The organism is Neobacillus sp. (genome assembly GCF_031988165.1).
Taxonomy (GTDB): domain Bacteria; phylum Bacillota; class Bacilli; order Bacillales; family Cytobacillaceae; genus Neobacillus; species Neobacillus rhizosphaerae.
The window spans coordinates 54924-81383 of sequence record NZ_DALZYO010000025.1 but is presented as its reverse complement, the minus strand read 5'-3'; the positions used below and the strand labels follow the sequence as shown (position 1 = coordinate 81383).

The 26460-nt window shown below is 43.1% G+C and carries 22 protein-coding genes; 1 reads left to right on the top strand and 21 read right to left on the bottom strand.

The features are described from left to right. Positions 1 to 187: 187 nt before the first annotated feature. The 14 genes from RTR43_RS16045 to spoIIR form a co-directional block, all read right to left on the bottom strand. Entirely contained in the window at positions 188 to 4432 is a 4245-nt protein-coding gene (locus tag RTR43_RS16045) for a S8 family serine peptidase (RefSeq protein ID WP_312473234.1), read from the bottom strand. A gap of 682 nt (positions 4433 to 5114) precedes the next feature. Then, complete coding sequence (gene upp / locus RTR43_RS16040) at positions 5115 to 5744, bottom strand: uracil phosphoribosyltransferase (protein ID WP_248734274.1); 630 nt, start codon at positions 5742 to 5744, stop codon at positions 5115 to 5117. 132 nt (positions 5745 to 5876) lie between these two features. Next, positions 5877 to 6842 (bottom strand): DMT family transporter, encoded by a 966-nt coding sequence (locus RTR43_RS16035; protein WP_312473233.1) that lies wholly within the window; start codon positions 6840 to 6842, stop codon positions 5877 to 5879. Next, positions 6829 to 8712 carry an NTP transferase domain-containing protein gene (locus RTR43_RS16030; protein ID WP_312473232.1) on the bottom strand — a complete coding sequence of 628 codons (1884 nt, stop codon included), beginning with the start codon at positions 8710 to 8712 and terminating at the stop codon, positions 6829 to 6831. The genes RTR43_RS16035 and RTR43_RS16030 overlap by 14 nt, the downstream gene beginning before the upstream one ends. 569 nt (positions 8713 to 9281) lie before the next feature. Further along, positions 9282 to 9800 (bottom strand): general stress protein, encoded by a 519-nt coding sequence (locus tag RTR43_RS16025; protein WP_312473231.1) that lies wholly within the window; start codon positions 9798 to 9800, stop codon positions 9282 to 9284. A 200-nt stretch (positions 9801 to 10000) separates the two neighbouring features. Beyond that, positions 10001 to 11242, bottom strand: a complete 1242-nt coding sequence (gene glyA, locus RTR43_RS16020) for a serine hydroxymethyltransferase (RefSeq protein WP_312473230.1) — start codon at positions 11240 to 11242, stop codon at positions 10001 to 10003. Between the two features lie 298 nt (positions 11243 to 11540). Continuing rightward, the gene (locus tag RTR43_RS16015) at positions 11541 to 12107 is read right to left on the bottom strand and encodes a TIGR01440 family protein (protein ID WP_312473229.1); all 567 of its coding nucleotides are present in this window, start codon (positions 12105 to 12107) and stop codon (positions 11541 to 11543) included. Positions 12108 to 12171: 64 nt separating this feature from the next. Next, positions 12172 to 12618, bottom strand: a complete 447-nt coding sequence (gene rpiB, locus RTR43_RS16010; RefSeq protein WP_312473228.1) for a ribose 5-phosphate isomerase B — start codon at positions 12616 to 12618, stop codon at positions 12172 to 12174. Positions 12619 to 12735: 117 nt separating this feature from the next. Beyond that, positions 12736 to 13176, bottom strand: coding sequence for a low molecular weight protein arginine phosphatase (locus tag RTR43_RS16005; RefSeq protein WP_248734279.1), 441 nt, complete (start codon positions 13174 to 13176; stop codon positions 12736 to 12738). Positions 13177 to 13371: 195 nt separating this feature from the next. After that, complete coding sequence (locus RTR43_RS16000; protein WP_312473227.1) at positions 13372 to 14853, bottom strand: C39 family peptidase; 1482 nt, start codon at positions 14851 to 14853, stop codon at positions 13372 to 13374. A 161-nt stretch (positions 14854 to 15014) separates the two neighbouring features. After that, positions 15015 to 15572, bottom strand: a complete 558-nt coding sequence (locus RTR43_RS15995; RefSeq protein WP_312473226.1) for a manganese efflux pump MntP — start codon at positions 15570 to 15572, stop codon at positions 15015 to 15017. 159 nt (positions 15573 to 15731) lie between these two features. Next, positions 15732 to 16805, bottom strand: a complete 1074-nt coding sequence (locus RTR43_RS15990) for an L-threonylcarbamoyladenylate synthase (RefSeq protein ID WP_312473225.1) — start codon at positions 16803 to 16805, stop codon at positions 15732 to 15734. A gap of 184 nt (positions 16806 to 16989) precedes the next feature. Next, positions 16990 to 17436: a GNAT family N-acetyltransferase gene (locus RTR43_RS15985; RefSeq protein ID WP_312473224.1), complete on the bottom strand. Its 447-nt coding sequence runs from the start codon at positions 17434 to 17436 to the stop codon at positions 16990 to 16992. A gap of 304 nt (positions 17437 to 17740) precedes the next feature. After that, positions 17741 to 18589 (bottom strand): stage II sporulation protein R, encoded by an 849-nt coding sequence (spoIIR, locus tag RTR43_RS15980; RefSeq protein WP_312473223.1) that lies wholly within the window; start codon positions 18587 to 18589, stop codon positions 17741 to 17743. A 387-nt stretch (positions 18590 to 18976) separates the two neighbouring features. Between spoIIR and RTR43_RS15975 the strand changes: the two genes are divergently transcribed. Further along, positions 18977 to 19540, top strand: a complete 564-nt coding sequence (locus tag RTR43_RS15975) for a CBO0543 family protein (RefSeq protein WP_312473222.1) — start codon at positions 18977 to 18979, stop codon at positions 19538 to 19540. 163 nt (positions 19541 to 19703) lie between these two features. Here the strand turns inward: RTR43_RS15975 and prmC are convergent, their stop codons facing one another. The 7 genes from prmC to glpX all read right to left on the bottom strand — a co-directional run bounded on the left by prmC (position 19704) and on the right by glpX (position 26384). Further along, entirely contained in the window at positions 19704 to 20669 is a 966-nt protein-coding gene (gene prmC / locus RTR43_RS15970; protein WP_312473221.1) for a peptide chain release factor N(5)-glutamine methyltransferase, read from the bottom strand. Then, entirely contained in the window at positions 20662 to 21735 is a 1074-nt protein-coding gene (gene prfA, locus RTR43_RS15965) for a peptide chain release factor 1 (RefSeq protein ID WP_312473220.1), read from the bottom strand. The genes prmC and prfA overlap by 8 nt, the downstream gene beginning before the upstream one ends. A 225-nt stretch (positions 21736 to 21960) precedes the next feature. Beyond that, on the bottom strand, positions 21961 to 22431 hold the full coding sequence (locus RTR43_RS15960; RefSeq protein ID WP_312473219.1) for a hypothetical protein: 471 nt from the start codon (positions 22429 to 22431) through the stop codon (positions 21961 to 21963). Positions 22432 to 22710: 279 nt separating this feature from the next. Beyond that, a complete protein-coding gene (locus RTR43_RS15955) occupies positions 22711 to 23301 on the bottom strand; it encodes a thymidine kinase (RefSeq protein ID WP_312473218.1) in 591 nt (196 codons plus the stop codon). 117 nt (positions 23302 to 23418) lie between these two features. Continuing rightward, positions 23419 to 23625 (bottom strand): 50S ribosomal protein L31, encoded by a 207-nt coding sequence (rpmE, locus tag RTR43_RS15950; protein WP_312473217.1) that lies wholly within the window; start codon positions 23623 to 23625, stop codon positions 23419 to 23421. Positions 23626 to 23850: 225 nt separating this feature from the next. Next, positions 23851 to 25116, bottom strand: a complete 1266-nt coding sequence (gene rho / locus RTR43_RS15945; RefSeq protein ID WP_248734291.1) for a transcription termination factor Rho — start codon at positions 25114 to 25116, stop codon at positions 23851 to 23853. Between the two features lie 308 nt (positions 25117 to 25424). Beyond that, a complete protein-coding gene (gene glpX / locus RTR43_RS15940) occupies positions 25425 to 26384 on the bottom strand; it encodes a class II fructose-bisphosphatase (RefSeq protein ID WP_312473216.1) in 960 nt (319 codons plus the stop codon). Positions 26385 to 26460 lie beyond the last annotated feature (76 nt).

Genomic DNA, 26460 nt, shown 5'->3' with positions numbered 1-26460 from the left:
TGATTTAAACATGACGCCACAACCGGTGTCCACTTTTTATACTAGCTTCAATTTTCAGTGGGGAACGGCTCATTTTTTCACTTGATTGGCTCATTTTTCTTCGAGATTGGCTTTTTTACCAATTAAACCCAAATATTACGCAAAAAACGGGTAACCCCCCTCGAGGCCGCCCGCCCAACTCAAATAATTACTTAATCCAAGCTCCATCCTTGCCTAGTTTATAGCCATCAACTGTTGTGCTGTACGCCATTTTACCAGACTTAGGATTTAGGTAATACCATTTGCCGTTGATGAGTTTCCAGCCAGTGTTCATGGCACCGTTAGTGCTTAAGTGATACCATTCACCGCCAGTTTTCACCCAGCCGGTTTGCATGGAACCGCTAGTGCTTAGGAAGTACCATTTACCGCCGTCGAGTACCCAGCCAGTCTTCATTGCACCACTAGAGGCAAGGAAATACCATTTCCCACCATCAAATACCCAGCCGGTTTTCATCGCACCATCTTTATTCAAGTAGTACCATTTACCGCCGTCTAGCACCCAGCCGGTTGACTTCACATCTTTCACATAGAAGAACCATGTGCTGCCTTCCAATTTCCAACCATTTTTCACAACTGGAGTTGGATCCGGATCTGGTTTTGGATCTGGTTTCGGATCTGGTTTTGGATCTGGCTTCGGATCTGGCTCCTTCACTTCAGCACGGAAGATTGTGATTTCCTTCTTCGTTTCGTTGCCACCAAAGTCAAGGAGACGAAGGCTTACTTTGTTCTCCCCATGCTTTAAGGCTACGTCAAACTCATACGGAGTTACAGCAGGAGTCATGATATCCACTGGACTCGTATATGGTTGGACAAACACTTGGTCAGACCCAACGTATAAGGATAAATAATTATAGTTATCCTTTAAAGTTAATTTCACTTTTGCAGATTCTACATCATAGCCCACTTTTTCAGGAGCATTGACAACGATTTCACCTGGAGTCGTATCGATAAACACAATCCGTGAAATCGAGAATTCCTTCCCAGCCACGTCAGTCACAGTGATAGGAATTTTGTACTTTCCGTCTTTTTCAAACTTAACGGTTGTTGAGAAATTGTATTGCTTTTTCGCTGCGTCAAAAGTAAGTGCTACATCCTTCCCATTCACTTGAACTTGGTCCACTCCAAGATCATCCGTAGCATAACCCGAAACCGGAACCTCAAGGGATCTGTAAGTTCCATTTGCCGATGGTGTGCTTAAGTACATAAGCGGAAGTTCTGTGTCACCTGCTGCTGTTTTTGAACCGCCAACGTTTAATGCGTAATCAATTGCATAAACCTCTATAGACGTTTTTACAGCAAGAGGAGTTTCAAATTTATAGCTTGTTGCACTCGGACTCACCTTATCGGATACTAATTTTCCATCGACATAGATGGCATAATTTCTCACACCCACGCCGGTTTCATCTGTTGTCCAGTTAACTGTTGAGGTAGCATCATCATACGATACTTTTACCTTTGGAGCCGTTGTATCTACATAGACTGGAATCTTCTTCGATTGATATTCGGCACCCTTGTAATCTACTACAGATTTGATTTCATAGTAATACAAGCCGTCTTCAACCTTCTTAGAATTAACGCTACCATCCCAGGCACGAGTCGATTTTAAGGAATACGTACTAGAACCTGAACCGCCGGCATTATAGTAACTTTTCCGTACATCTTTTTCTAAAGCAACACGGCGAAGTAGCTTGCCGTCCTTATCAAGGATATTAAACTGAGCTTCCGCTGCATTCCGCAAGAAGGTTGGCAGTGGGAAAGCATTATCCATTTGGTCATCGCCATTCGGAGAAACCGCATAATATCCCTTTCCAGGAACCGGAGCCTGCGTAAAGATTTCCCCCTTCTTATTTGTAAACAACATTTCATTCAAGCCGTGAGTGTAGAACTTGGTTTCGCCGAGATTTTTAAATCCATCCACAATGCTTGGGCGATCCCATTTGCCGTAGAAACCAACATACGGAACATTCAACGTTGGTTCTAATTTTTTGTTCACGTCCGTAAGTGTCACGAAGCCTTCAACGAAAATATCTTCTTTCAGATCAAGGGCAATTTTTTTCCCGGCATTATCAAGACCAGGGATTTTTGCCTTACTAAAGTCAACCTTTACGGAAAAATCAACCGATTTTCCTGCTGGCACTGTGACTGTTTTTGGTGCATCGACTACCGCACCCTCCATGTTACCGGCAACTAAAGCGTTCGTATCTGGTTTGCCAGTCGTTTGCTTAATCGTGTCCGTTAAAACATCCGTATTTACAGCGTAGGTTACTTCTTTATCAGAAATGTTCTTTGCCGTAAAGTTCATCGTAAATTGCTTGCTAGTAAAATCCTTTAACGCTACTTTGCCTTCATTGCTGGCTTTTTCAACAACCACGACTGGTGTTGTTACAGCGTTGAAGGTTTGCATCATTCCAGCACCTTGACGGCGTGGAGAGAATGGCTGACCATCCAAATCAATAATTTTGCTTGCTGTATTCATTAAAAGAAGTTTTGCAAGGTGTGTACGTTCGCCAGCAGTTAACGCTTTGAAACGATTATCTTTCTTTAAGTACTGTTGCACAAGTGCAGACCCACCAGAAACATGCGGAGCTGCCATTGACGTACCGCTCATTACTTCATATTTATCATTATTTACAGTAGAATAAATTTTTCCACCTGGAGCTGTTATTTCAGGCTTAAAGTCAAGTGATGGTGTTACGCCCCATGAAGTAAAGTCGGTCATTTTGCCCATTTCCGGGTCATCTGTCCGTTTTGTTTGTGTTACATGCAAAGTCGTGTGACCCGCCTTGATTGCTTCTTCAAGCACAAGACCTTGATCTCTTTGCAACTTCATGAAAGGCACTTGCCATCCACCTTGATTTTCATAGAAATTTGTTGCCGTAGCGCTGTTGTAAACAATGATTCCGATTGCTCCAGCAGCTGCTGCATATTTCGTTTTATCAGCAAACGCTAAATCTCCACGCGGCATAACAACAACTTTACCTTTAACATCAAGTCCGGCATAGTCTGCTGGAGCTCCAAGCTTTCCGCCAAGGCTCACTAATTGCAATGTATTCGATTTAGCCAGTTCAAGCCAATCGTCGATGCCATACCCGGTAGCAGAGAAGCCTTCCGCACCATCTACTGTAATACCATGCTGGTAAAGATAGCTAACATTACCTGCAGCCGCAACTTGAATCGTGTCAGTATTCAGGCCAGGTGCCCCAACAACCCCAATGTCCGGGTTACTTGCATATGGATTTGGATTTGCTCCGTAACCGTAAGCAATATGTCCAGAGTTACCTGCCGAAAGGGAACAAACAATACCATTCTCCACTGCACGAGTGATCGCTAAATCCTCAGCGCTTCTTTCATCATAGAAGGAAGCAGTAGAACCTAAACTCATGTTTAAGACATCGGCACCGAGCTTGATGGAATCATCAATCGCTGCAAGATAGACATCGGATGAGGTGGATCTATAGTTCGGGTCATTACTGAAGACCTTCATGCCAAGAACCTGTGCTTCAGGTGCTACCCCTTTAATTCCGCCCTTTGTTTCATCACCGTTAGCCGCTACCGTGCCAGCAACGTGCATACCGTGCATCGAAGCAGCTGGTCCTAAATCAAGGATCGTACTATTTTCATCAAAGTAGTTGTAGCCATATGGTACCTTATCTGTGTAATATTTACCCTTTAATCCAGCATCGTTCACTACTTTGCTAACCTTCTCTTTTGATAACGCATCTTTTGCAGAATCGGTTACCTTAAAGTCGCGGTGGGACGGGTCGACACCTGTGTCAATAACAGCGACTACCATTCCTTCGCCTTTAAGATTCGCATCTACCCATGTTGTTTGCGATTGGATGAACGAGTGGCTTGTCTTCATGTCAGGTGTTTCTGGACGATTGTATTCGTTAGCTATGTAGACATTTTTGACACCTGGAATCGACTCAAGCTTAGCAAGTTCACTGTACTGAACATCGCCGCTAAATCCGTTAAACGCAGTGGTAAAGTTCTTTTTATAGTTTACCTTGACACCTTTCGCGGAAATCTTGTCCTTTATACTATTTTGCTGTTTTACTAGAGTGGAAGCTAGTGAACTCTTCTTGCTTTCCGATAATTCCTTGTACAGTGTCCCCTGTTCAGTTGCATATTCAACCGGAGTTTGTCCATCTAATTCCACAATTACGCGGACCTTATCTGATGGATTCAGGTTAGCTGTTGTTTTAATATCCTTGGAGTCAATCGTCTTGAAATCTTTGCCAGCCAAGTCTTGCAGTTGTTTTACTTTGACCGCGAAGTCATTTTCAGGTGTGCTACTTTCCGCTGATGCTGCTGCTGTGAATCCAAGATTGGACAGGACTAGAGCAGACGCCAGCACATATGAAGCTACCTTTTTTTGTCTTTTTTTCTTCATGAAAGCCTTTCCCCCCTATATTTCTATCAAATTTTGACTTTACTCAATTATCTAAAAAGTCAAAATACGTAAATTTTATAATAATTGCTACAATTCATTGTGTCAATATAATTTTTAAATTGTCTGATAAATTTTTCACTATCTAGTTGAAATAATCATATATGGGTATTTAAGGGGAATTTAGCTAATTGATTATTTTTAATATAAAAATAGTAAATTAATATCAATTTTCCAAAAAAACTTTTTTCAAATGAGGCTTTCAACTTAGTTTCCGATGGTTCTTTTGGCTTGGTTTTCGGTGAGAAGGGCGGTTTGGACTTAATTTTAATTGAAGTGGTCAGTTTGGATCCATTTTGAATGAAAGATCAGGTTATATTTGGGGAATGAGGAGCTGCTTTGGACCGATTTTTGGATGATGGGCTGTTTTTTGATTCACTTAATTAGCTGGAAAAATTCGATTGGCTCATTTTTTCACGCTATTGGCTCATTTTCAGTGGGGAATGGCTCATTTTTTCACGCTATTGGCTCATTTTTTAGGAAGATTGGCTTTTTTACCAATTAAACCCAAATATCACCTCTTTTTTTCAAAAAAAGTGCCGCCCACCAATGCACAATAACACCCCCAGGGGTTTATGTTCCTAACAAAAAAAGCCGAGCGAACTCGGCTTTTCCCAAAAAACACTTATTTCGTTCCAAACAATCGGTCGCCGGCATCGCCCAAGCCTGGCACGATGTAGCCGTGGTCGTTCAATTTTTCATCCAAGGCGGCGATGTAAATATCGACATCCGGATGCTCAGCCTTCACAGCCTCCACGCCTTCAGGTGCGGCAATCAAGCACATGAATTTGATATGTTTAGCACCGCGCTTTTTCAAGGCATGGATTGCATCAATAGCGGAACCGCCTGTTGCTAGCATCGGGTCGACGACGATGAAGTCACGCTCTTCGACGTCACTTGGAAGCTTCACATAATATTCCACAGGCTTTAATGTTTCTGGGTCACGGTATAATCCGACATGGCCTACCTTCGCAGCCGGGATTAATTTCAACATTCCATCGACCATGCCAATTCCAGCGCGTAGAATCGGTACCAGCCCTAGTTTTTTCCCAGAAAGAACTTTTGACTTTGTCATGCAAACCGGTGTTTCAATCTCAATATCTTCAAGCGGCATATCCCTTGTGATTTCAAACGCCATCAGTGTTGCCACTTCGTCAACCAGTTCGCGAAACTCTTTCGTTCCCGTATTTTTATCACGTATGTAAGTAAGTTTGTGCTGGATAAGTGGATGATCGAAGACGTATACCTTTGCCACAATAATCGCCCCTTTTTTCATAAAATATTTGTTCTAAGAAACACTTCGTCTCATTTTACAGAAAAAAAATGCATTGAGCAACTCGTAGCCCCTTTTTCAAAAAGAAAACTTGCCGACAAATGTCGGCAAGCTTTATGCAACCCTACTGCTTAAATCTGGTTCCTTTTTATCAACCACGACCGTCAATACGGCACCTGCCATGATGAACACTGCAAAAACAATATTTTTCAACGAGAAATCGCCATGTAAGAATAATACATCTAGAAAAATTGCAAAGGCAACGTAAGAGATATTCAGTGACATTGCCCGAACGGGGCCGATGAGCTTAATGGCTTGATAATAGAATACGTAAGAAAGCGTTCCAAACATTGCAATGAGTCCAATAAACCAGAAAGTCTTAGTTGATGCCACTTGTACGGTTAAGGAGTGGCCGACAAAGATAGGAATAATGATGACAGCAAAGATCACTGCTGATGTTAATTGGCGAATGAACAGGGCTTGTAAGGGGCTAACTTCATCATCCTTCATCCCATAAGCCGAAATAACCGATTCCATTCCCCAGCCAAAAATACAGAATATGATAAAAATAAATCCGATAGAAACCGATGTTCCGGTAATTAAATTTCCGGAATAGCTGAGGGCAATGGTGAAGCCAATACTAGTCAGCAGCCCTACCCAGTTTTTCAAAGAAAGCTTGTCACGTAAAATTAAAAAGGCAAACAAAGCCCCGACTGCCGGGAAAATTGATGAAATCGAAGCAGTAAACGATGCGCCTATTTTCTGAACGGATAGGACATAAAAGGTCATCCCAACCGGTCCGCCAAGCGTGGCGGCGAGCACAACCCACCAGCCGCTTTTCGTCTTTAGCTTGCGAAAGGATTCACCTAGTTCCCCTCTGACTGCCATTAACAACATCATCCAAAGAGAAGAAAATGTATCATGTAAAAAAGTACTTAATAGTGGCGCTGCTAAAACAATGTCACTAAATTTTAAAAAGGTGGTCGAAGATAAGGCATAGCCAATTAAAATTGTATCAATTGCCCACGTTAATCCTGCACCTAAGCCAATGGAAACGCCCTTTGCATTAAATTTTTCCAAGTATCTCATACCCCTTATAATGATTTTGGTATTCCTGTAAATTATTTTGTGCTCGGGTAAAACGAGTGAAGGCATAGGATCCAAAATCTTCTCCGCCTGCTTCCTTCATCAGTGCCCAGATGGTCCAGAGGAAATCAAGGAAAATCTTATTCAATAACAGCTGCTGTAGGCCTGCTGTTGTGACATCTCCATTGAAATACTCCAGCAAAAATAGCTTTTCCTCGGCCGGAGACAGTTCTGCTTCAATGATGTATGCCGCTACATCCCAAAGCGGGTCGTTCATACCGGAAAATTCCCAGTCAATCAGGAACATCTTCTCTTCGCCGCTCTTAACGAAGTTTTCTGCAAGTGGATCATTATGGCAGGGAACAGGCTTAATGTTTAACGATTTGTAGTATTCCTCAAGCTCAAGAACTTGCTGTTTTACTGCATCATGTCCGTCAAACAATACACCATTTAGCACTTCTAAGAGTGTTTCATATTCGGTAATCTTTTCAAACACATCAAATCGGGCGTTAAAGGTTTCACCTGATGTATGTAATGTATGAAAAATACTGGCTACCTGAATCAGGTTATCTTCTCTTGTACCTGTTTTCGGATTTAGTGTTTCGGCATCAGGGATAAACCTGACAATTTTCAAGCCAGTTTCAGCATTGAAATAAATCACCTCTGGATTAATTCCTAGCCGGCTGGTGATTTCTGAATTTACCTTTTCATCAAGACGATTGATATATTGTTCCGTGCCTTTTCCTGGAATTCTCGCCGCGTACTCCTGGCCGGCAACGGTCACTTTAAAGTTGCGGTTCGTCAATCCCCCAAGCGCTTCGACAGAGGTTACCTTATCGATCCCGATATTCAAAGCCGTAGCAATCACTTGCTTTAATTCTCGTTCCTTAAATTCTGCTTCTTTTCGCTGGAGCATTGGGTAAAACTTATCAATAACTTTAAAATGGTGTTCATAGCTATCAATTTCAGCCCAAACGAGGTCAGTAATTTTTAAAAAACTAACATTGATAATCCGCGATACATCCAAGAGGATATATTCGTAATTCACATAAGGATTTTTATTGGTTTCAAATAATTGCAGCATTTCCTTATAGACTTCATAAGAAAACTTAGTAATCCCAGTCATTTCCCCATCAATTCGGTTTAGCTGATGAATGTCCTTGGAGATTTTATAAAGGTAATTATTTTGAATTTCAATAAAGGCTTCATCCCCAAAGCCGCTTTCTTGTGTCACAAGCAGACAATCTCTTTCCTCATGGTTAATAAGCTCGGTGACCGCACTTTCTTCAATTAGAATATCATCTTCCAAAAGAATAAAATCATCAGTCAGCAGTTCAGAAGCGGTGGCGAGCGAGGCCATGCTGCCTGTCCATAGGTATCGTGGATTTTCCACAAAATGAATGGCCGGATTTTCCTTCAAGGCTGTTATTTCATCAAAGGCTTCTTTTTTATAGCCAGTGACGATGATAATTTTTTCAATCCCATTATTCTCAAGGATGCCGATGTTTCTCTCCAAAAGGGTGGTATCCTTGATTGGCAACAAACAGGCGGGTTTATCAAATTCAGCTTTTGTCCCAGCAGCTAGAATGACCGCCTGCTTGACTATTTTTCTTTCATTATTATGAATGATGACCTTTGTTCCATGAAGCTGGTCTAATTCATTTTTTAAGTACTCTTTACCATTTTCAGTTACCTCATAACGGTTGGCTTTTCCTGATTTTTTGATGACAATCATTTTTTCATCTGCTAGTTGATTTAGCATGTAATTGACTTTTCCAACTGAAAGGCTGCATAGTTCTGCTAAAGACCTTTGTGAGATTTTAGAATTCTGTGTAAGAGCATCTAACATTTGAAATCGATACATTTTGGGATCTCAACTCCTAGCCGTTCATTTTTTGAACAACCGAATTTTACCATATTATATTAACTCTGTATAGAAAAATTTTTCAAAAATTCAATCATGTGTTTCAACTCTCTACCCTATCATGGAAAAAGCTTGAAAAAGTGTAGGATAACAACATAATTAAGGTGATTTCTACAGAAACCTAGCTATACAAGTGGAACAAACCAATGATAGTTTTTACAATCAAACGCCATTATTGTCATCGGCGTTGGCGCAGCTCTGATCCTCCTTCAGACCAAACGAAAACAGCGGTACACGCCACCCTCTACTTAAAACAACCATTTATTCGAAGAAAAAAGCGGTGTGAGCTGGGGCATAATCGTTGGGAAAACGTAAATATTTACTCTGATTGCATTCAATGAGTCATTTTTTGCGGTTCACCGCTCCTTTTTCCAAAGGCTCTGTTTAACTACATTGTTGATTTTTTACAAATTAATAAGCGTATTCGAGGTTTTTTCGAATACGCTTATTCTTTCGAGTGGCGAAAAATCTTTAATCGCCCCTTTTTTCAAATAAGAATCAATTTAGCCCTATTTCAAATTCTCTAAATCCTTATTAATGGAAGACTTTTTTAGTCTTTTGTTTTTTCGTAAATATTCAATATCCATTCGATTATCGTAAGAAAGCTGAAAGTAGAAATAATTAATATACTCTAAAATCGCAAAAATATAAATAAATACGGAAATAAGTAGTCCTCTAATTGGCAATAAATTATTCCATTTTATATAATCCACTACAAATCCAAGGATTGGCACAATTAGCAGACCAGTGTTTAATGTTTTGAAAAGCTTAAATTTACGTACGACTTTAAAGGGGGTTTTAACTTTATTTTCAGTTCGTAGCCTCTTCCATTTTACGTGCCAATAATACGCACCCTGAAATAAAAAAAGCCCAAGTAAAATAAATGAAAACCAAAACGAAAACAATGAATATAAATGAAATTGTGGATTAGTGCTATTAAAATAGTAGCTTAGAAAAATAAAAAGAATTGCAGCGAATATTTCACCAGTATATAAATAAGAAAACCTTTTCTCTAATGATTTTTTCATTCATTGCACCTTTTTAATAGAATTTTTTTAAAATATTTCTGCCCTTTTCTTCATTAAGTGCAACTTGTTTTTCTTTCATTATAGATTATTATTCAAAAAATATTCCCAAATACCTTGTTAAGCTGGCATTTTTCTATAATTAAACAGAGCCTTTCCCAAAAAAAAACAGCCCTCTATTAAAAGAGGGCCGATTGCGAAAATTAATATTCCGGATAAAGGGTAAATTTGCCTGTTAATGCTTCAACGCGTTCACTTGCTTCGGCAAGCTTGGCTTCATCTTCATGATTTTTCAATGTAAACGCGATGATAGAGGCGATTTCGTCCATTTCCGCTAAACCGAAACCTCGACTTGTGACGGCAGCCGTACCAATGCGGATACCACTTGTCACAAATGGGCTTTGCGGATCGAATGGAATCGTGTTTTTATTAACAGTAATACCAATTTCATCAAGCACCTTTTCGGCTACTTTGCCTGTTAAGCTAAGGTTTTGAACATCCACTAACAGCAAGTGGTTGTCAGTTCCACCGGAGACGAGCTTTAAGCCTTCTTTTTCTAGACTTTCAGCTAAGCGCTTGGCATTGGCGACAATATGACTGGCATATTCTTTAAAGCTCGGCTGCAATGCTTCACCAAACGCAACCGCTTTGGCAGCAATCACATGCATCAGGGGACCGCCTTGAATCCCAGGGAAAATGGATTTATCGATTTTCTTACCATATTCCTCTTTGCAAAGAATCATCCCACCGCGTGGACCGCGCAGTGTTTTATGAGTGGTCGTCGTTACAAAATCAGCATATGGCACTGGATTTTGGTGCAGACCTGCGGCAACCAGTCCGGCGATGTGGGCCATATCAACCATCAGGAAGGCGCCGACTTCATCAGCAATCTCACGGAACTTGGCAAAATCGATTTCCCGTGGGTAAGCGCTGGCACCGGCAACGATTAATTTCGGCTTGTGTTCACGAGCTTTTTCAAGAACCACATCATAATTGATGCGATGGGTCGTTTCGTCGACACCATACTCAACAAAATTATATTGAATACCACTGAAGTTGACCGGACTGCCATGGGTTAAATGGCCGCCGTGCGAAAGGTTCATGCCAAGCACTGTGTCGCCTTGCTCGAGGATCGTGAAGTAGACTGCCATATTGGCCTGTGCTCCAGAGTGCGGCTGCACGTTGACATACTCCGCACCGAAAATTTCCTTGGCGCGGTCGCGGGCTAAGTCCTCAACTATATCCACATACTCACAGCCGCCATAGTAGCGGCGACCAGGGTAACCTTCTGCATATTTATTGGTCAAAACAGACCCTTGAGCCTCCATGACCGCTTCACTGACAAAGTTTTCTGAGGCAATTAATTCAATTTTACTGCGCTGACGTCCCAATTCTTTTTGGATCGCTTGAAAAACTTGTTCGTCTGCCTGAGCCAAATGCTTCATGATATTTCCCCCTTTTATGTAAGAAACCACAAACAATTTGAAAATTTCCTCTTCATTTTAGCATGTTTTTCTAGGAAGTAAAAAAATTTAATCGCGACAACCAGCGGCTGCTCGGTTTTTATCGCCGGAATCACATTTGGAAGCCCTTTGTCCATGGGTATGGTGCTTCAGAGATGTTGATATCTCCTAGATGTGGCGTCTCCTAAATGTGGTGTCTCCTAGGCGTGGTGTCTTTGCCTTGGTAGTAGTCCTTAGTGTGGTACCTGACACTAAGGACTGTTTGACACCAAAGACGGTTTTAAGAACAGCTCGAATTCTCTTTGCTTCGTTCATATACAGCTCTAGCGCCGCCAATCAGTTTTGGCCTGGTTTTCGCTAGCGTAACGTGGGCCTGGCCGATGGTTTTTTGCTTGACCCGGATCGGCACGGCCACATGTTTCATGTGCATACCAATGAAGGTGTGGCCGATGTCAATCCCAGCCTCCGCATTGACAAACTCTACGACAACGGCATCTGTCAGATGCTCAAAGGCGTAGGTTGCCATTGCCCCGCCCGCCTTTCGGACAGGGACAACGGAAACCTCATCGAATTGTCGTGCTTCGGCAACAGAGCGCTCGACAACAAGCGCCCTGTTTAAGTGCTCACAGCATTGAAACGCTAACTGAATACCCGTTTCCGACTGAAGTTTTTTCAAGCCGTGAAAAATCATTTTGGCCGCGTCGAAGCTGCCCGCGGTTCCGATCCGTTCACCGATAACCTCACTCGTGCTGCAGCCAACAACCAACAGCTGCCCCGGCTTGAACGCGGCCTGCTCCTTGAATTCTGTTAAAATCACTTCTAGTTCCCTTTCCCATTCGTGGATCATAAATAGGCCACACCCTTCCCATAAGGCTGTTTTCGGACAATTAGTAGGTTCACTAAACTAATCGTTAAAGATGTTTTTCCTCATATTCAGTAATTTTGCCCACGCGACCCGCATGACGGCCGCCTTCGAATGTCTCTGTCAGCCAAATTTCAGCAATATCCCTTGCCAGGCCAGGGCCGATGACGCGCTCACCCATAGCGAGGATGTTGGAATCATTATGTGCCCTTGTGGCTTTGGCACTAAATGTGTCATGCACTAGGGCGCAGCGAATGCCTTTCACCTTGTTGGCCGCAATGCTCATGCCAATGCCGGTTCCACAAATCAAAATCCCTCTGTCAAACTCACCGCTGGCCACCTTTTCGGCAACAGGCAGCGCATAATCCGGGTAATCCACCGATGTTTCACATTCACAGCCAAAATCGACATATTCAATCTTTAATTCATCCAATAAATTGGCGATTTCCTTACGAATATGTATACCGCCATGGTCTGATGCTAATGCTACTTTCATGTAAAAATCCTCCTATTCATTCGTCAATCTTAGTTTAATTTTGACATACCAACCTAAAAATATAAAGATTAATGAAAAATAAAAGCTCTCTTTTTAAAAAGAGAGCCCTGTTTGGCATTATGGCCTTAATTTTTCGATGGCTCTGTTGATTAACTCGCCAAGCTCACGATAGGTTTCTTCATATATCGCCAGGCTCCCGCCGTAGGGATCGACCACGTCATGATTGTATTTTTCACCGCTGTATTCCTTTAAGGTAAAAACCTTCACTTTTGCCTGAGGGTATTGCTGCTGGATAGCAAACTTGTGGGAGGCTGTCATCGTTAAGATGAGGTCCGCCCATTCAACCTCCACATTGGTCAGCGGGGTGGAATGATGCTGGTGTGAAATTTTATTGTCACCGAGCACTTGCTTAGCATGTGCTGATGCCTCGCTGCCAGTGGCGGCATAGATTCCCGCTGACTTAACCTCGATGCCATCCAGGTTTTTATTTTTCAAAATCGCTTCTGCCATTGGACTCCGGCATGTGTTCCCCGTACATACAAACAAAATTCGCTCCATATGGTCCGCCCCCTTTCCTTTATTATAAAACAACTTCCACCGATTCAAACCCTTCAAACGCCTGCTTGCCAATTTTTAAAATGGGGCCTGCTTCCGAATGATTTGAAAAAAGACTAATATTCGTTCACCTCTGTCAGGTTGGGGTTTTGCCAAATCGTTAGTGACCCCGAAAACATTCACTCTAGTTCTGGTAATTTACCGATATGTAATCGCCTGCTTACCCATTTGCTCCCAGCCGCGTTTGAAGGCACTAATCGTGACCTTGCGATTTTTCGTTGACGACAACGGATCATTAAAATAAATATACTGGCTGTCATAGCCGGTGATGAGAACACTGTGTTCCTTGTAGGTAATGGAAATTTTTCCAGTAGGCGTGCTCCAGGTCTCCCAATATTGCGATGGCACGGTATCGAACAACACGTTGTTAATCACCCATACAGGTTTACCATTATTGAGGTGCTTATAAATTTCTTCAAAATTACTTCCGGTAAAATTGACGACACGATTGGGCAGATACTTTTCGGCCAGTTCAGCGATTGGCCCGTGGTAAACAGCGAGGCCCGGTTTATTAAAGGTATACATATCGCCAACAAAGCCTGAATATGGATTGCCAAAATTCACTTGTCCATTTATTTTTGTAAAAGGTGTTGGATCCTTCTGCACCTGGGATGCCAACGTCATTTTGTTCGCCTGCACGCCTGCCTTAAGAAGCATCATTGCGAGTGAGGTGACTTCACAGCCGCGCGGAAGCTCTGGCATTTGCGCTATGAGCGGGGAATCGAGTTGAACGGTTGACACAGCACCGCCGCCGCCAAGGTAAAACCAATCCCTGCCGCTTTGAATCCAGCCAGTTTTCATGGAGCCGTCTGATTGAAGGAAATACCATTTTACGCCATCAAGCACCCAGCCGGTGGCCATAACGCCGCTTTGATTGAGGTAATACCATTTGCCACCATAATATAACCAGCCAGTCTGCATCGCACCACTGCGATTAAGATAATACCAACGATTGGAGATTTTCACCCAGCCGATTTGCATGGTGCCTGAACCATTGAGGTAATACCACTTGTCACCATCTAATACCCAGCCGGTAGCCATTGCGCCGCTTTCAGTTAGAAAATACCATTTCCAGTTGTCGTACAGCCAACTAGTCTGCATTGCTCCACTATTTTTTAAAAAATACCACTTGCCATTATCAAATAACCAGCCTGTTTTCATGACACCGTTTTGATCAAGAAAATAGCGGCTACCATTATCGGTAATCCAGCCAGTTTGTTTTTCGCCATCAGGACCGTAATAATACCTTTTGTTTCCATCCTGAACCCAGCCTGTTGCCACCACGGTTACTTCAATTGAATATGTATGTTCCGCCCCGTCATCCGCTGTTATTTTAAGGATGGTATTTGCAGGCTGTTTTTCAATCGCCACTTCAAACGCTCCATCACTATCCGTCTGTGTGGAATTGAGGAGTCCTGCTTTATTTTCTACCTTGATTTCCGCATTCGCGAAGGATTTCCCTCTGATTGCCAAGGTTTGGTCGGTGACTTTTTCTAGTATTTGAATGGCTGATTCACCATTTGCCCCTGTTGTTGTTGCTGCCATAGCTAGTGTTGGAAAAATAGATTGTGAGATTACGAGTAATGATAGGCATAGCGTAATCCATAATTTTCGTTGCATCGAGTTAACCTCCCTAGTATCAAATTTAATAGATTAGTATGTTAAAAAATTACCAATTACTATACTATCATATTTGAACAGGGAATATTAACTAATTACCCCATTATCTTGGAAATTCCAACTTGAATGGGGTGGGCAGCAAGAAATATTTAATGTCCTCCTTACCAGAAGGCTGTGAGCAGCTTTATTCCAAAGGCTAGTAAAATCGCGCCGCCTAGTGCCTCACTATAGGTGCCAATCCAACTCTGCACCTTTCTTCCGAGCAGCAACCCAGCCCACGTTAGTATCGTGGCAACAATTCCAAAGCATAAAATAACCATAACGGTTTTCGCACCGTATATCCCTAAGGTTAGGCCAACGGAAAAACTATCAAGGCTCACGCTCAATGCAAACAGCAGTACGCCAAAGCCCATCGGCGTAATGACTTTTTCATCCCCCTTTTTCAGGGTCGACCAAACCATTTGGCCTCCTAACACGATTAACAGCAAACCGCCGATAAAGGAGGCAAAGACGCCAAACTTTTCTGATAAAAATTTACCGGCAAATAGGCCAACGAGTGGCATCCACACATGGAATAATCCAATCGTAATTCCGATATTAAAGATTTTCCGCAGCCGTAGCTTGTACATCCCCATGCCTAGCCCAACCGAGAAAGCATCCATCCCCAGTGCAAATGCCATTATTATCAGTGTAATTACCTCGCTAACCATTTCTGACATCCTGTTTCCGCCCCCTTGGACTAACTAACCTAAGCATATGCACGTCCAAAGCTTTTTAGAAGTTATTATGGGGAAATGACAAGCGCTTGTAGCACTGTGTTCAGCAAAAAACACCAGCCCCTAAATATCAAGGGGGCTGGTGCTTTTTCACTGATTATCCTATTCCCGGCTGCTCTCTGGAGTCGGGGCTTTTTCGCTGATCATCCTATTCCCAGCTGCTTTCTGAAGTCGGTTCATAATCGCATGTCCGACGCCCGTACCTGGGAACATTTCACTAAAAATAATATCAACATTTTTTTGGTTGAACCCGCGTAATGTTTCATAGAGCGCGGCAGCAACTGTCTCAAGCTCCGCCCTTCTGCCGCACGCCAGCACAAGATCGGCCTGATACGCCGCAACCTGCTCTTCCGTCGTCAGTACCCCGACCCGCAACCCTTCCTGCTGCTTTTCTTCTACTAATTGTTGTAGAAATCTACTGGTGCCTGACACCATAAATAGCGGCGCATTTGGGGCGTAGTGGCGGTATTTCATGCCAGGTGCTTTAGGTCGTGCTTCATCGTCCGTTAAAGCTGGGTCGACGTCGACATAACCAATCACGACTTCGAGCTGCTCTTTTGTGACCCCGCCTGGTCTCAAAATCACCGGTATCTCCTCCGTGCAATCAACAACCGTTGATTCGACGCCAACACCTGTCGAACCGCCATCGAGTACCCCGGCAATTTTCCCGTTTAAATCATCGATTACATGCTCCGCCTTCGTCGGGCTCGGTTTACCAGAGCTATTGGCACTTGGCGCCGCAACGGGGAGCCCGCATTTTTTCAACAGAGCCAAGGCAACGGGGTGGTCTGGCATCCGCACTGCAACCGTGGACAGGCCTGCTGTTGCCTTTTCCGACAGAACCCCATCCTTCTTGTTAAAAATAATTGTCAGGGGTCCCGGCCAGAACTTATCCATTAACACCTCAGCCTTGGCAGGAATCTCCGTAACAAAGCGGTTCAGCTGTACTTTTTCCGCAATGTGAATAATTAGCGGATTATCTCCAGGCCTCCCCTTTGCCGTAAAAATCTTCGCCACAGCTGTGTCACTTTCGGCGTTTCCTCCCAATCCATAAACCGTCTCCGTCGGCAGGGCGACCACTTCGTTTTCTCGTATAAGATGTGCTGCATCCACAACATGTGGATTACTTTCTAAATTATCCACATACTTATCCACTTTCCAGACTTTTGTGTTCATTCTTATCCACCTTTATAGCAAATGAGTCTTTTATCGAAATTTGGCGAATATAGTCGCCTTGACCCATATTTTTTACTCGATACGTTTGAAAGTATAAAAGAAGGTGGGCTTAAAAACAAGTTTTATCCACAATTTGTGCATAACTTTCCTGAATTAGTGGATAACTTTGTCGATATATCCACAATTAGATAGATAACTTTAAAAATAACGAGTTATCCACATTTAAAACGTGGCGAATATGTTCTAAGTGATAAAATGGTAGCGGCAGATCTCCGCGGCCAATTCGCTGGAACCCCAGTAAATCAAAAAGCGTCAAGGCCGTACTTTTATTTGTGGCTAAATATATACTTTTCACTCCTCTTTCATTCGCTAATTGCACCATTTGATCAAAAAGAACAAAGATTTCCTTTTCAGCTTGTCCCGGCGAAACAACCAGTGAGCGTAACAGCCCAAAATCCTCAATTACCTCCATGCCAAGGGTTCCCTTCAAGGAACCCTCCTCATCCTCTAGCAGCAAAAAATAGCCGACGGTTTCATCCGTTAGTCCATCCGTCCCAAGGTTCGCTCTTGCAAGAAACTCTCGTAAACAGTGCAAATCTTCCTTATTTGCCTTGCGAATCAACGCTTCCATCCCATCCACCTCTTTTTAAGATTCTACTCTATGAATATGAAAAAGTAGGTAAAATAGAACAGGCAGACTTCGGAATCTAGTAAAATTTTTTTACTAAACCATACTCCCAACTCAATAAGAGAAAAAAGCCTGTTTTGAGTCGTAAACCAACCAACGTATTAAAGGCTGGGTGCGTGAAGCCTAACCAAACATGTAACACAAACTACCTAAGTTTTTTTCAATCCAACTTAAGGAATTATTAAAATAATTGGAGCAGCTTCGCCCCCGTTTCCACAAAAAGGCCAGCCCCACGCTCGGAACTGGCTTAATAAAAAAGCTTCTCCCACATTTCGACGACAAAGAATTTCACTTTCACGGGTTCCTCGTCTGCTGCGGTATAAACAGGTGCTTGCTTTTGTTTCTTAGCGTGCTTTTTTTCTGTTTTTTCAAGAGCAGGTTCTTTCGTGACTTTTGACTTTTCATCTGATATTTCAACCGCCCTTTCCTTATCAAAGGAAACTGACTCTTTCGTTGGCTCTTCCTGGGGCTCTTTTGCGACAACTTCCTCATCCACCGAATTAGGTACTTGTTCCACCCTTTCAGAGGATTTTTCCTCTTTTTCAGGCGCTTTCGCTGCCGCCTTTTGTTTTTCGTCGAATCCATTGCTAACTGCTACACCATTTGAAAAATCGAGGAAGCATAACGGCGGGTATAGTACGCACCACCAATTTGCTCCTTCTCCGCTTCCAAGCGTAATCAAAATCGCTTGGTACTCCCCTGCTGGATATAAATACTGACCATATAGCTTCGTCGGAAATTGAACATTGCCAAATTCCACTTTCACCGACTGAACTGAGGCTTGCTCACGGACAACTTTTTCCGCAATCGCTTGAATCTCCGGCAGCTTCGCCTTGATGAGCGTTCTTGCTTTTTCCATCGAGGTTAAATCCTGCACCCACAGGGTAATCTGAGCATTAACCGCATCGCGCACCTTCCGCTTGATTGCCTGATCCGCTTCAAAATCACTATTGGCAAGAATCCTGAGGCGAATTGCCTCCCCTGGAATGACAATCGATTCCTTCTGCGCCGCTTCCGTTTTTGGCATATATAAACTCAACATCGTTCCCATTGATAAAACCACTAAATAAGCCCAAACTACGATTTTGCTTCTCATTCTAGCACCGTCCCTTCGCTATCTACATTGTGGACAAAATGCCAGTATCTTAAACTAGTAAATTTTAATATTTTTGCGGGAGAATAAAAGTGATAACTCAATGGTTTCAGAAGAATTGGGGATAAGAACATGATTCATTATGGTTTTGTCTTTTTTTAAATGGAGCGCACCCAATTGGTTTTTATCAATCATTCCACTTAACATTTTCGACCACGTAGTCCTATATCCTCCAAATATAAAAAATATTAATAAATGGAAGCGAAATTGCAAAAGATTAACTATAGAAAAACTTCCAAAATCCTGAAGGTATAAAACATTCATTTTATTTTTTATATAGACAACAATTTTCATGCAACATCATTTTGTTATAAGGGGTTGGATTGAAGAATGGCATTTATGGAAGGCATTGAACATTCTAGAAAAGGCGCGGAAATGATCATCAAAGGAAATAAGATCATGACTGAAGCAGTTGTTAATAACTTTCTATTTACCTGGCAATGGTGGTTCGGGATTGGATTATTTGTTGTTCCATGGATTATTTGGCTGCTGCTTAGAAAAAAGGACAGTACAGGAAGGCTACTTATTGGAGGGTTGATAACCATTATTTTATCACTTGTTATTGACCTTATTGCGCTTTCATTAGGATTATGGCGCTATCCAATGAAATTTTCACCTGTTGCCCCAATGTTATTGCTTCCTTATCACTTTTCGTTAGTCCCAGTGTCTATTATGTTTGTGATTCAAATAAGGCCAAAAGCAAATATACTTTTTAAAGGTGTTATATTTTCAATGTTAGCTGCTTACGGGGCTATGAAATTTTTTGTATTGATTCATTTTTACGATCCAAAAAATTGGTTGTCCATTTATGACTTTTGTATTTACTTATTTCTATTCTTTGTGGCTTATTGGTTCAGTAAGATCGATAGTTATAAATCTATATCTGAACAATAATCATTTTACGGAAAATATGAAACACACATGATTTGTTGACGCACACCACTAGTTGAAAATTTCTTCTATTTTCACAAAAAATGTGCTTCAGTCGTGATTATGCTCATGAAGCCTTCCTTTGTACACTTAAACTTTCTTATTAGCTGGAAAAGGCTTCGGGTAGTTACGCCCCGAAGCCAATTTCCGCAAACACCATCCGGTCCTTGCCATTGATATCATGGACAATTTCAACCTTTATATTCGCAAATGCTTTTTGAAAAAGCTCCGCTACCGCTTCGCCTTGACCGGCCCCAATTTCGAAACATACAAGTGCTCTAGGCGCCAGTACCTGCGGTAGCTCAATCATAAAACGGCGGTAAAAATCTAAGCCGTCCTCTCCAGCAAAAAGGGCCCGGTGCGGCTCGTGCTCCGTAACCACCTCAGACATCGATGTGATGTCGCCGAGAGGGATGTACGGCGGATTGGACACGACCACATCAAGCTTTACCCCGCTGTCAACAATCGGTCGCAGCAAATCCCCCTGGACAAAAGTAACATCCGCCCCAAGCCCCACGGCATTCTCCCTCGCAACAGCAAGAGATTCCGCAGAAATATCGGTGCCTGACACCACTAATGTACATTTGTCCTTCTCTGGCGGACAGTTGGTACCTGACACCATCCGTGGACATTTGTCCTCCTCTGACGGACATTCAGTACCTGACACCCGCAGTGTTTCCTCTTCAAGCTTTAAAGTAATCGCGATGGCACCGCTGCCTGTGCCGATGTCTGCGAGCCGGATATCCTCGCATCCGGTGAAAAGCCGTTTCATCCGTTCGAGCGTCCCGTAAACGAGCTCCTCTGTTTCCGGACGAGGAATCAGCACCGCTTCATTAACCATAAAGGTTCGGCCGTAAAACTCCTCCGTGCCGATGATATATTGAATCGGCACGCCCTGAACATGTTCATGGACAGCCTTCGCATAGGCCTCCCAAACCGACTGCGGTAAATCCTCACGTAAATTCGCAAACAGTTGGGACCGCGTCATCTCAGTGAAATGCCTTAGCAGCAGCTCTCCAGCATTTTCATCTCGATTCGCTTGGATTAAAAAAGAAGAAGCCCATTTCAGAGCTTCGAACACTTTTTTACTCATTAGAGGCACTTTCCAGTCTTCTCGCTTGGTCATCAAGAATCAATGCATCAATCACTTCATCAAGCTTACCTTCCAGCACTTGGTCGAGCTTTTGAATCGTTAAGCCAATCCGGTGGTCCGTTACCCGGTTTTGCGGGAAATTGTATGTCCGAATCCGTTCCGAGCGGTCACCAGTGCCAACCGCTGATTTACGGACTTGGTCATATTCTGCCTGTGCTTCCTGTTGAAACTTATCATAGACACGAGCACGTAATACCTTCATCGCTTTGTCTTTGTTTTTATGCTGCGATTTTTCATCCTGACACGATACCACGATTCCCGTTGGAATGTGCGTTAAACGCACGGCTGACATTGTCGTATTAACGGACTGTCCACCGGCACCACTAGAGGCAAACGCATCAAAGCGGATATCTTTGTCGTGAATTTCAATTTCCACTTCTTCCGCTTCCGGCAGGCAGGCAACCGTCGCTGTAGACGTGTGAATCCGACCGCCTGATTCCGTTTCCGGTACACGCTGCACCCGATGGGCGCCATTCTCATACTTCAATTTTGAATAAGCACCGGCACCATTTATCATAAAAATGATTTCCTTGAAGCCGCCGAGACCTGTCGGGTTGGCATCAATCACATCTGTTTTCCAGCCCTGTGCTTCCGCAAAACGGCTGTACATACGGTAAAGAGTACCAGCAAATAGCGCCGCTTCATCGCCCCCTGCTGCACCACGGATTTCAAAGATAACGTTCTTGTCATCGTTTGGATCCTTTGGAATCAAAAGAATCTTCATGCGCGCTTCTAATTCCTCTATTTGTGCTTCCAGCTCGTTTACCTCTTCCTTCACCATTTCACGCATATCAGCATCTAGCTTCTCATCAAGCATGACCTTGGCATCGTGAAGCTGTTCGCGCGCTTCTTTGTATTGGCGGTAGGTCTGTACAGTCTCTTGTATATCAGCTTGTTCTTTTGAATATTCACGAAGTTTTTTTGTATCATTAATAATTTGCGGATCGCTCAAAAGTTCATTCAACTTTTCGTAACGATCCTCTACAGATTGAAGACGATCAAACAAGTGTATTCACCTCAATTTTAGTCCATAACAGTCTAATTATAGTATAGGTAAAAAGCACAGTCAAAACCAAATTACAGGGAGAAATTTTTATTCGTCGTTTAATTAAGAATGGATAGCAGTATATATGCGGCTAAACATTTAATATTAGGCTTATTTTTCAAAGATAAACACTTCACTCACGGTTAAAAAATCGCACAAAAAAACATGCCCTAGTATCAGAGCATGCTATCTTCTATCTTCCTTCACTCTTACTTCAATTTGATACCGTGGCAGTGCCTGCATTAAATTCCGATGGAGGCGGGCTTCAGCATTGATTCTTTCCTGATTAGAAAGCATCCCTTTTTTATAAACAGAGACCCACATTCGGTTACCATTTATCCAGACAGAATCGGTAACAAACTCATTGGTATCCGCAATGACCTGCTTTGCTTTGTTCGTATCGTTACCATAATTTCCAGCGCCAGCCTCTCCGCCACTTCCCGTTTGCTCCAGATCAAGGAAGTTCGGATTTTGATTGGTAATATCATCTTCCACTAAGTGCTGTTGGTTTTTACCACGATTGGACATATAGTTAGGCGTCGATCGGTCGGTTCGCAAATCATACCCTGCGTCATTAGCCGCGTTCCGTTTACTCTGGCATCCACTTAAGATAAACACGGTAACAAGTGAGAAAACTATCCACTTTTTCAGCATCATTCACCTCCCATTACTATCATGCCCATGGGAAAGTTAAACTTGCCTAGTGAAATCCTTCCAACAATGTCTTACGTGCAGAATTCTGTCCCTTTTTTAGATCATTTTGCTAAACTCAACCTGCCATTCTGCAAATTATTATATTTATTCCACGTCTTTTTGATTTTATTCCGCCGAAAGGGACAATAATGCCGCCAAACGGAAATTTCAACAAAAAAACTGTCTGAGAATCCAACTCTCAGACAGTGTTTATGGTGTCAGGCACCACAAAAGGGCACCACGCTAGCGAACTGGAATTGCTTTTGGTACTTCGTGGTGGTGACGGCAGCGAGGCTCATACGCTTCTGAGGCGCCGACTAGGATGACTGGGTCATGATAGGATGCTGGGCGGCCGTCGATTAGGCGCTGGGTACGGCTTGATGGTGAACCACAGACCGTGCAGACAGCTTGAAGCTTCGTCACGGATTCAGCAATCGCCATTAAGGCGGGCATTTGTCCGAACGGCTCGCCGCGGAAATCCATGTCAAGACCAGCACAAACGACGCGGTGGCCGCTGTCTGCCAGCTGTTGGACCACCCTGACAATGCCTTCATCAAAAAACTGGATCTCATCAATCGCAATGATATCCATATCCGCTTCGACATGATGAAGAATCTCTATAGAATGGGAAATTGGTATCGCATGAAAAGAAGAGCCGTTATGGGAGACTACAGACTGTTCGTGATAGCGATTATCAATTTTCGGCTTAAACACAGCTATTTTTTGTTTCGCAAATTGAGCCCGTCTGACGCGACGAATCAATTCCTCCGATTTTCCAGAAAACATACTGCCACAGATAACCTCAACCCATCCGCTTTGCTTCATTAAATACATAAACGGCCTCTCCTTCCAATAAACGAACCATGTAAACTGTTATTATATGTTAATTTCTCAATTTTGCACAATAAAAAACAGGCAAGTTGATGTTTCCTCTTGCCTGTTCCTGAGCAATTATTGTTGCTTAAGGCCGTATTTTTTGTTGAAACGGTCAACACGTCCGCCGGCTTCAGCGAATTTTTGGCGACCAGTATAGAATGGATGACATTCTGAACAAGTTTCAACGCGAATTTCTTTTTTCACTGAACCAGTTTCAAAAGTGTTTCCGCATGCACATGTCACCGTTATTGTATTATAATTTGGATGAATTCCTGCTTTCATTCTTTTCATCTCCTTCCGCCCTGAATCTTTCGAAACAGAGTTATCTAAAGTGCTTGTCTAAAACAGGCACCTGAAATACTTAAAACACACTGCAATCATTATAACAAGGGTCACTTGCTTTTGCAAGTTGGGATTTTTAGGTATAAGCATTTATTTTTAAAAAAATTAGCTCGCTACCCTTGGACCAAAGAGCCCTTTTTCATAAGGTTCTGCGCCTTGCAGTACCTATGAGCGGCGGGTCTTTAATTCCTCACCTAGTTGCGCGAAAAATTCTTCGTTTGACTTGGTCTGTCTTAATTTTTTCAAGAAGCGTTCGGCAAAGTCTGGCGAATCTGACATCGACTTCCGAATCGCCCATAATTTATCCAAATGATCCTTCGGAATGAGTAATTCTTCCTTACGCGTTCCGGAACGGCGGATATCAAGCGCAGGGAAAATCCGACGCTCGGCAAGCTGGCGATCCAGGTGCAATTCCATATTGCCTGTCCCTTTAAATTCCTCATAAATGACATCGTCCATCCGCGAACCAGTATCAACTAATGCCGTTGCGAGGATCGTCAAGCTGCCGCCCTCTTCAATATTCCGGGCCGCTCCGAAGAATCGTTTCGGACGGTGGAAGGCTGCCGGATCAATCCCCCCAGAAAGTGTCCGGCCGCTCGGCGGAATCACAAGGTTATACGCACGGGCCAAACGAGTAATGCTATCCATCAAAATAACAACATCGCGTTTGTGCTCGACTAAACGCATCGCCCGATCAAGCACGAGCTCAGCGACTTTAATATGATTTTCAGGCACTTCATCAAACGTTGAGCTGACGACATCGCCGGCTACAGACCGTTCAATATCGGTCACTTCTTCGGGACGTTCATCGATCAAGAGCACGATTAATTCCACTTCTGGGTGGTTGGTGGTAATGCTGTTCGCAATTTCTTTTAACAGCATCGTTTTACCTGCTTTTGGTGGTGCGACAATTAACCCACGTTGGCCGAAACCGACCGGTGCAATAACATCCATTATCCGGGTTGAAAGATGTTTTTGAGTGGTCTCAAGCTTCATTTTTCGATTTGGATATAGAGCGGTTAATGCTGGGAAGTAGACGCGTTCTTTGGCCGATTCAGGATCTTCACCATTCACCGCTTCTACGTGCAGAAGACCGTAATAACGTTCATTTTCCTTTGGAGGACGAACTTTACCAGAAACCTTGTCCCCATTACGAAGATCGAAGCGACGAATTTGCGAGGCCGAAATATATATATCTTCTGAACTTGGCGAGTAGTTAATTGGACGTAGAAATCCGAACCCTTCCGATTGGATGATTTCGAGAACGCCTTCCATGAAAAAATAACCCTGCTGCTCAGCACGAGATTTTAAAATCGCAAAAATTAATTCTTTTTTCGTTAATTTGCTGTAATAGGTCACTTTAAATTCACGAGCGAGTTCATAAAGTTCCTTCAGCTTCATATTTTCTAAACTTGAAATTGTTAAGTCCATTTGTACACCACACTTTTAAATTTTTCCATCAAATCCGCGTGTCGGCTGCCAGCGGAAAATCCAACTTTTGATAGTAATAAAGAGATTAGAGGAATTGGAATAGAAGTAGAAAAGAAATGAATAGATTTGCAGAAAAAATGCATAATAAAAACAACTACTATTTTACCCCTTGAGCAAAAAATTAATCAACTAAATTTTTTTAAAATCATCGCTTGGAAATTTTTCCTGGAAGGGATTCCTCTTGGAGATCACGGAGTTTCTCTATTTTGTTGGTGCCTGACACCAATGAGAGTCAGGCACCACACCACCTATAATACCAAATTCGGTTTCTTTTTCAAACTGTGACGACCTTCGATGAAGCGGACGGTTCCTGATTTGGCCCGCATGACGACTGAGTGGGTTGAACCATAGGATCCTTTAAATTGAACCCCACGCAGTAATTCTCCATCGGTCACACCGGTTGCAGCAAAAATGGCGTCGTCGCCCTTCACAAGGTCCTCCATGCGGAGCACGCGATTGACATCTAAGCCCATTTTCATACAACGCTCAATCTCAGCATCATTTTGCGGTAATAATTTCCCCATGATTTCACCACCGAGACATTTCAAGGCAACAGCTGCTAGGACACCCTCAGGGGCTCCGCCGGAACCAAAAAGAATGTCGACACCGGTGTTATCGAAAGCCGTGTTAATCGCACCTGCGACGTCACCGTCGTTAATCAACTTAATCCGTGCTCCGGCTTCACGAAGCTGGGCAATGATATGTTCATGACGCGGACGGTTTAAGACAGTCGCGACCACGTCCTCGATATCTTTATTTTTCGCTTTGGCCACCGCTTTAAGGTTGTCCAAAACGGAGGCATTGATATCGACAAGTCCGACAGCTTCAGGACCGACAGCAATTTTTTCCATATACATATCCGGGGCATGGAGCAGATTTCCATGGTCAGCAACCGCCAAAACGGCTAAGGCATTCCAGCCGCCGGATGCTAAAATATTGGTGCCTTCTAGCGGGTCAACGGCGACATCGACGCGCTGGCCATAGCCCGTGCCGAGCTTTTCACCAATATAAAGCATAGGCGCCTCGTCCATTTCTCCCTCACCAATGACAACAGTACCTTTCATCGGAACGGTGTCAAACACATCGCGCATCGCTGAAGTGGCAGCACCGTCGGCTTCATCCTTTTTGCCGCGTCCCATCCAACGAGCTGATGCAAGGGCAGCTCCTTCAGTAACGCGGACAAGCTCCATTGTTAAACTTCTCTCCATTATTCTCCAACTCCTGTTTTCTCTTTTGCAACCTTCAAAACCTTGATATTAGCTAACAAAAACGCCCGGACGGCCG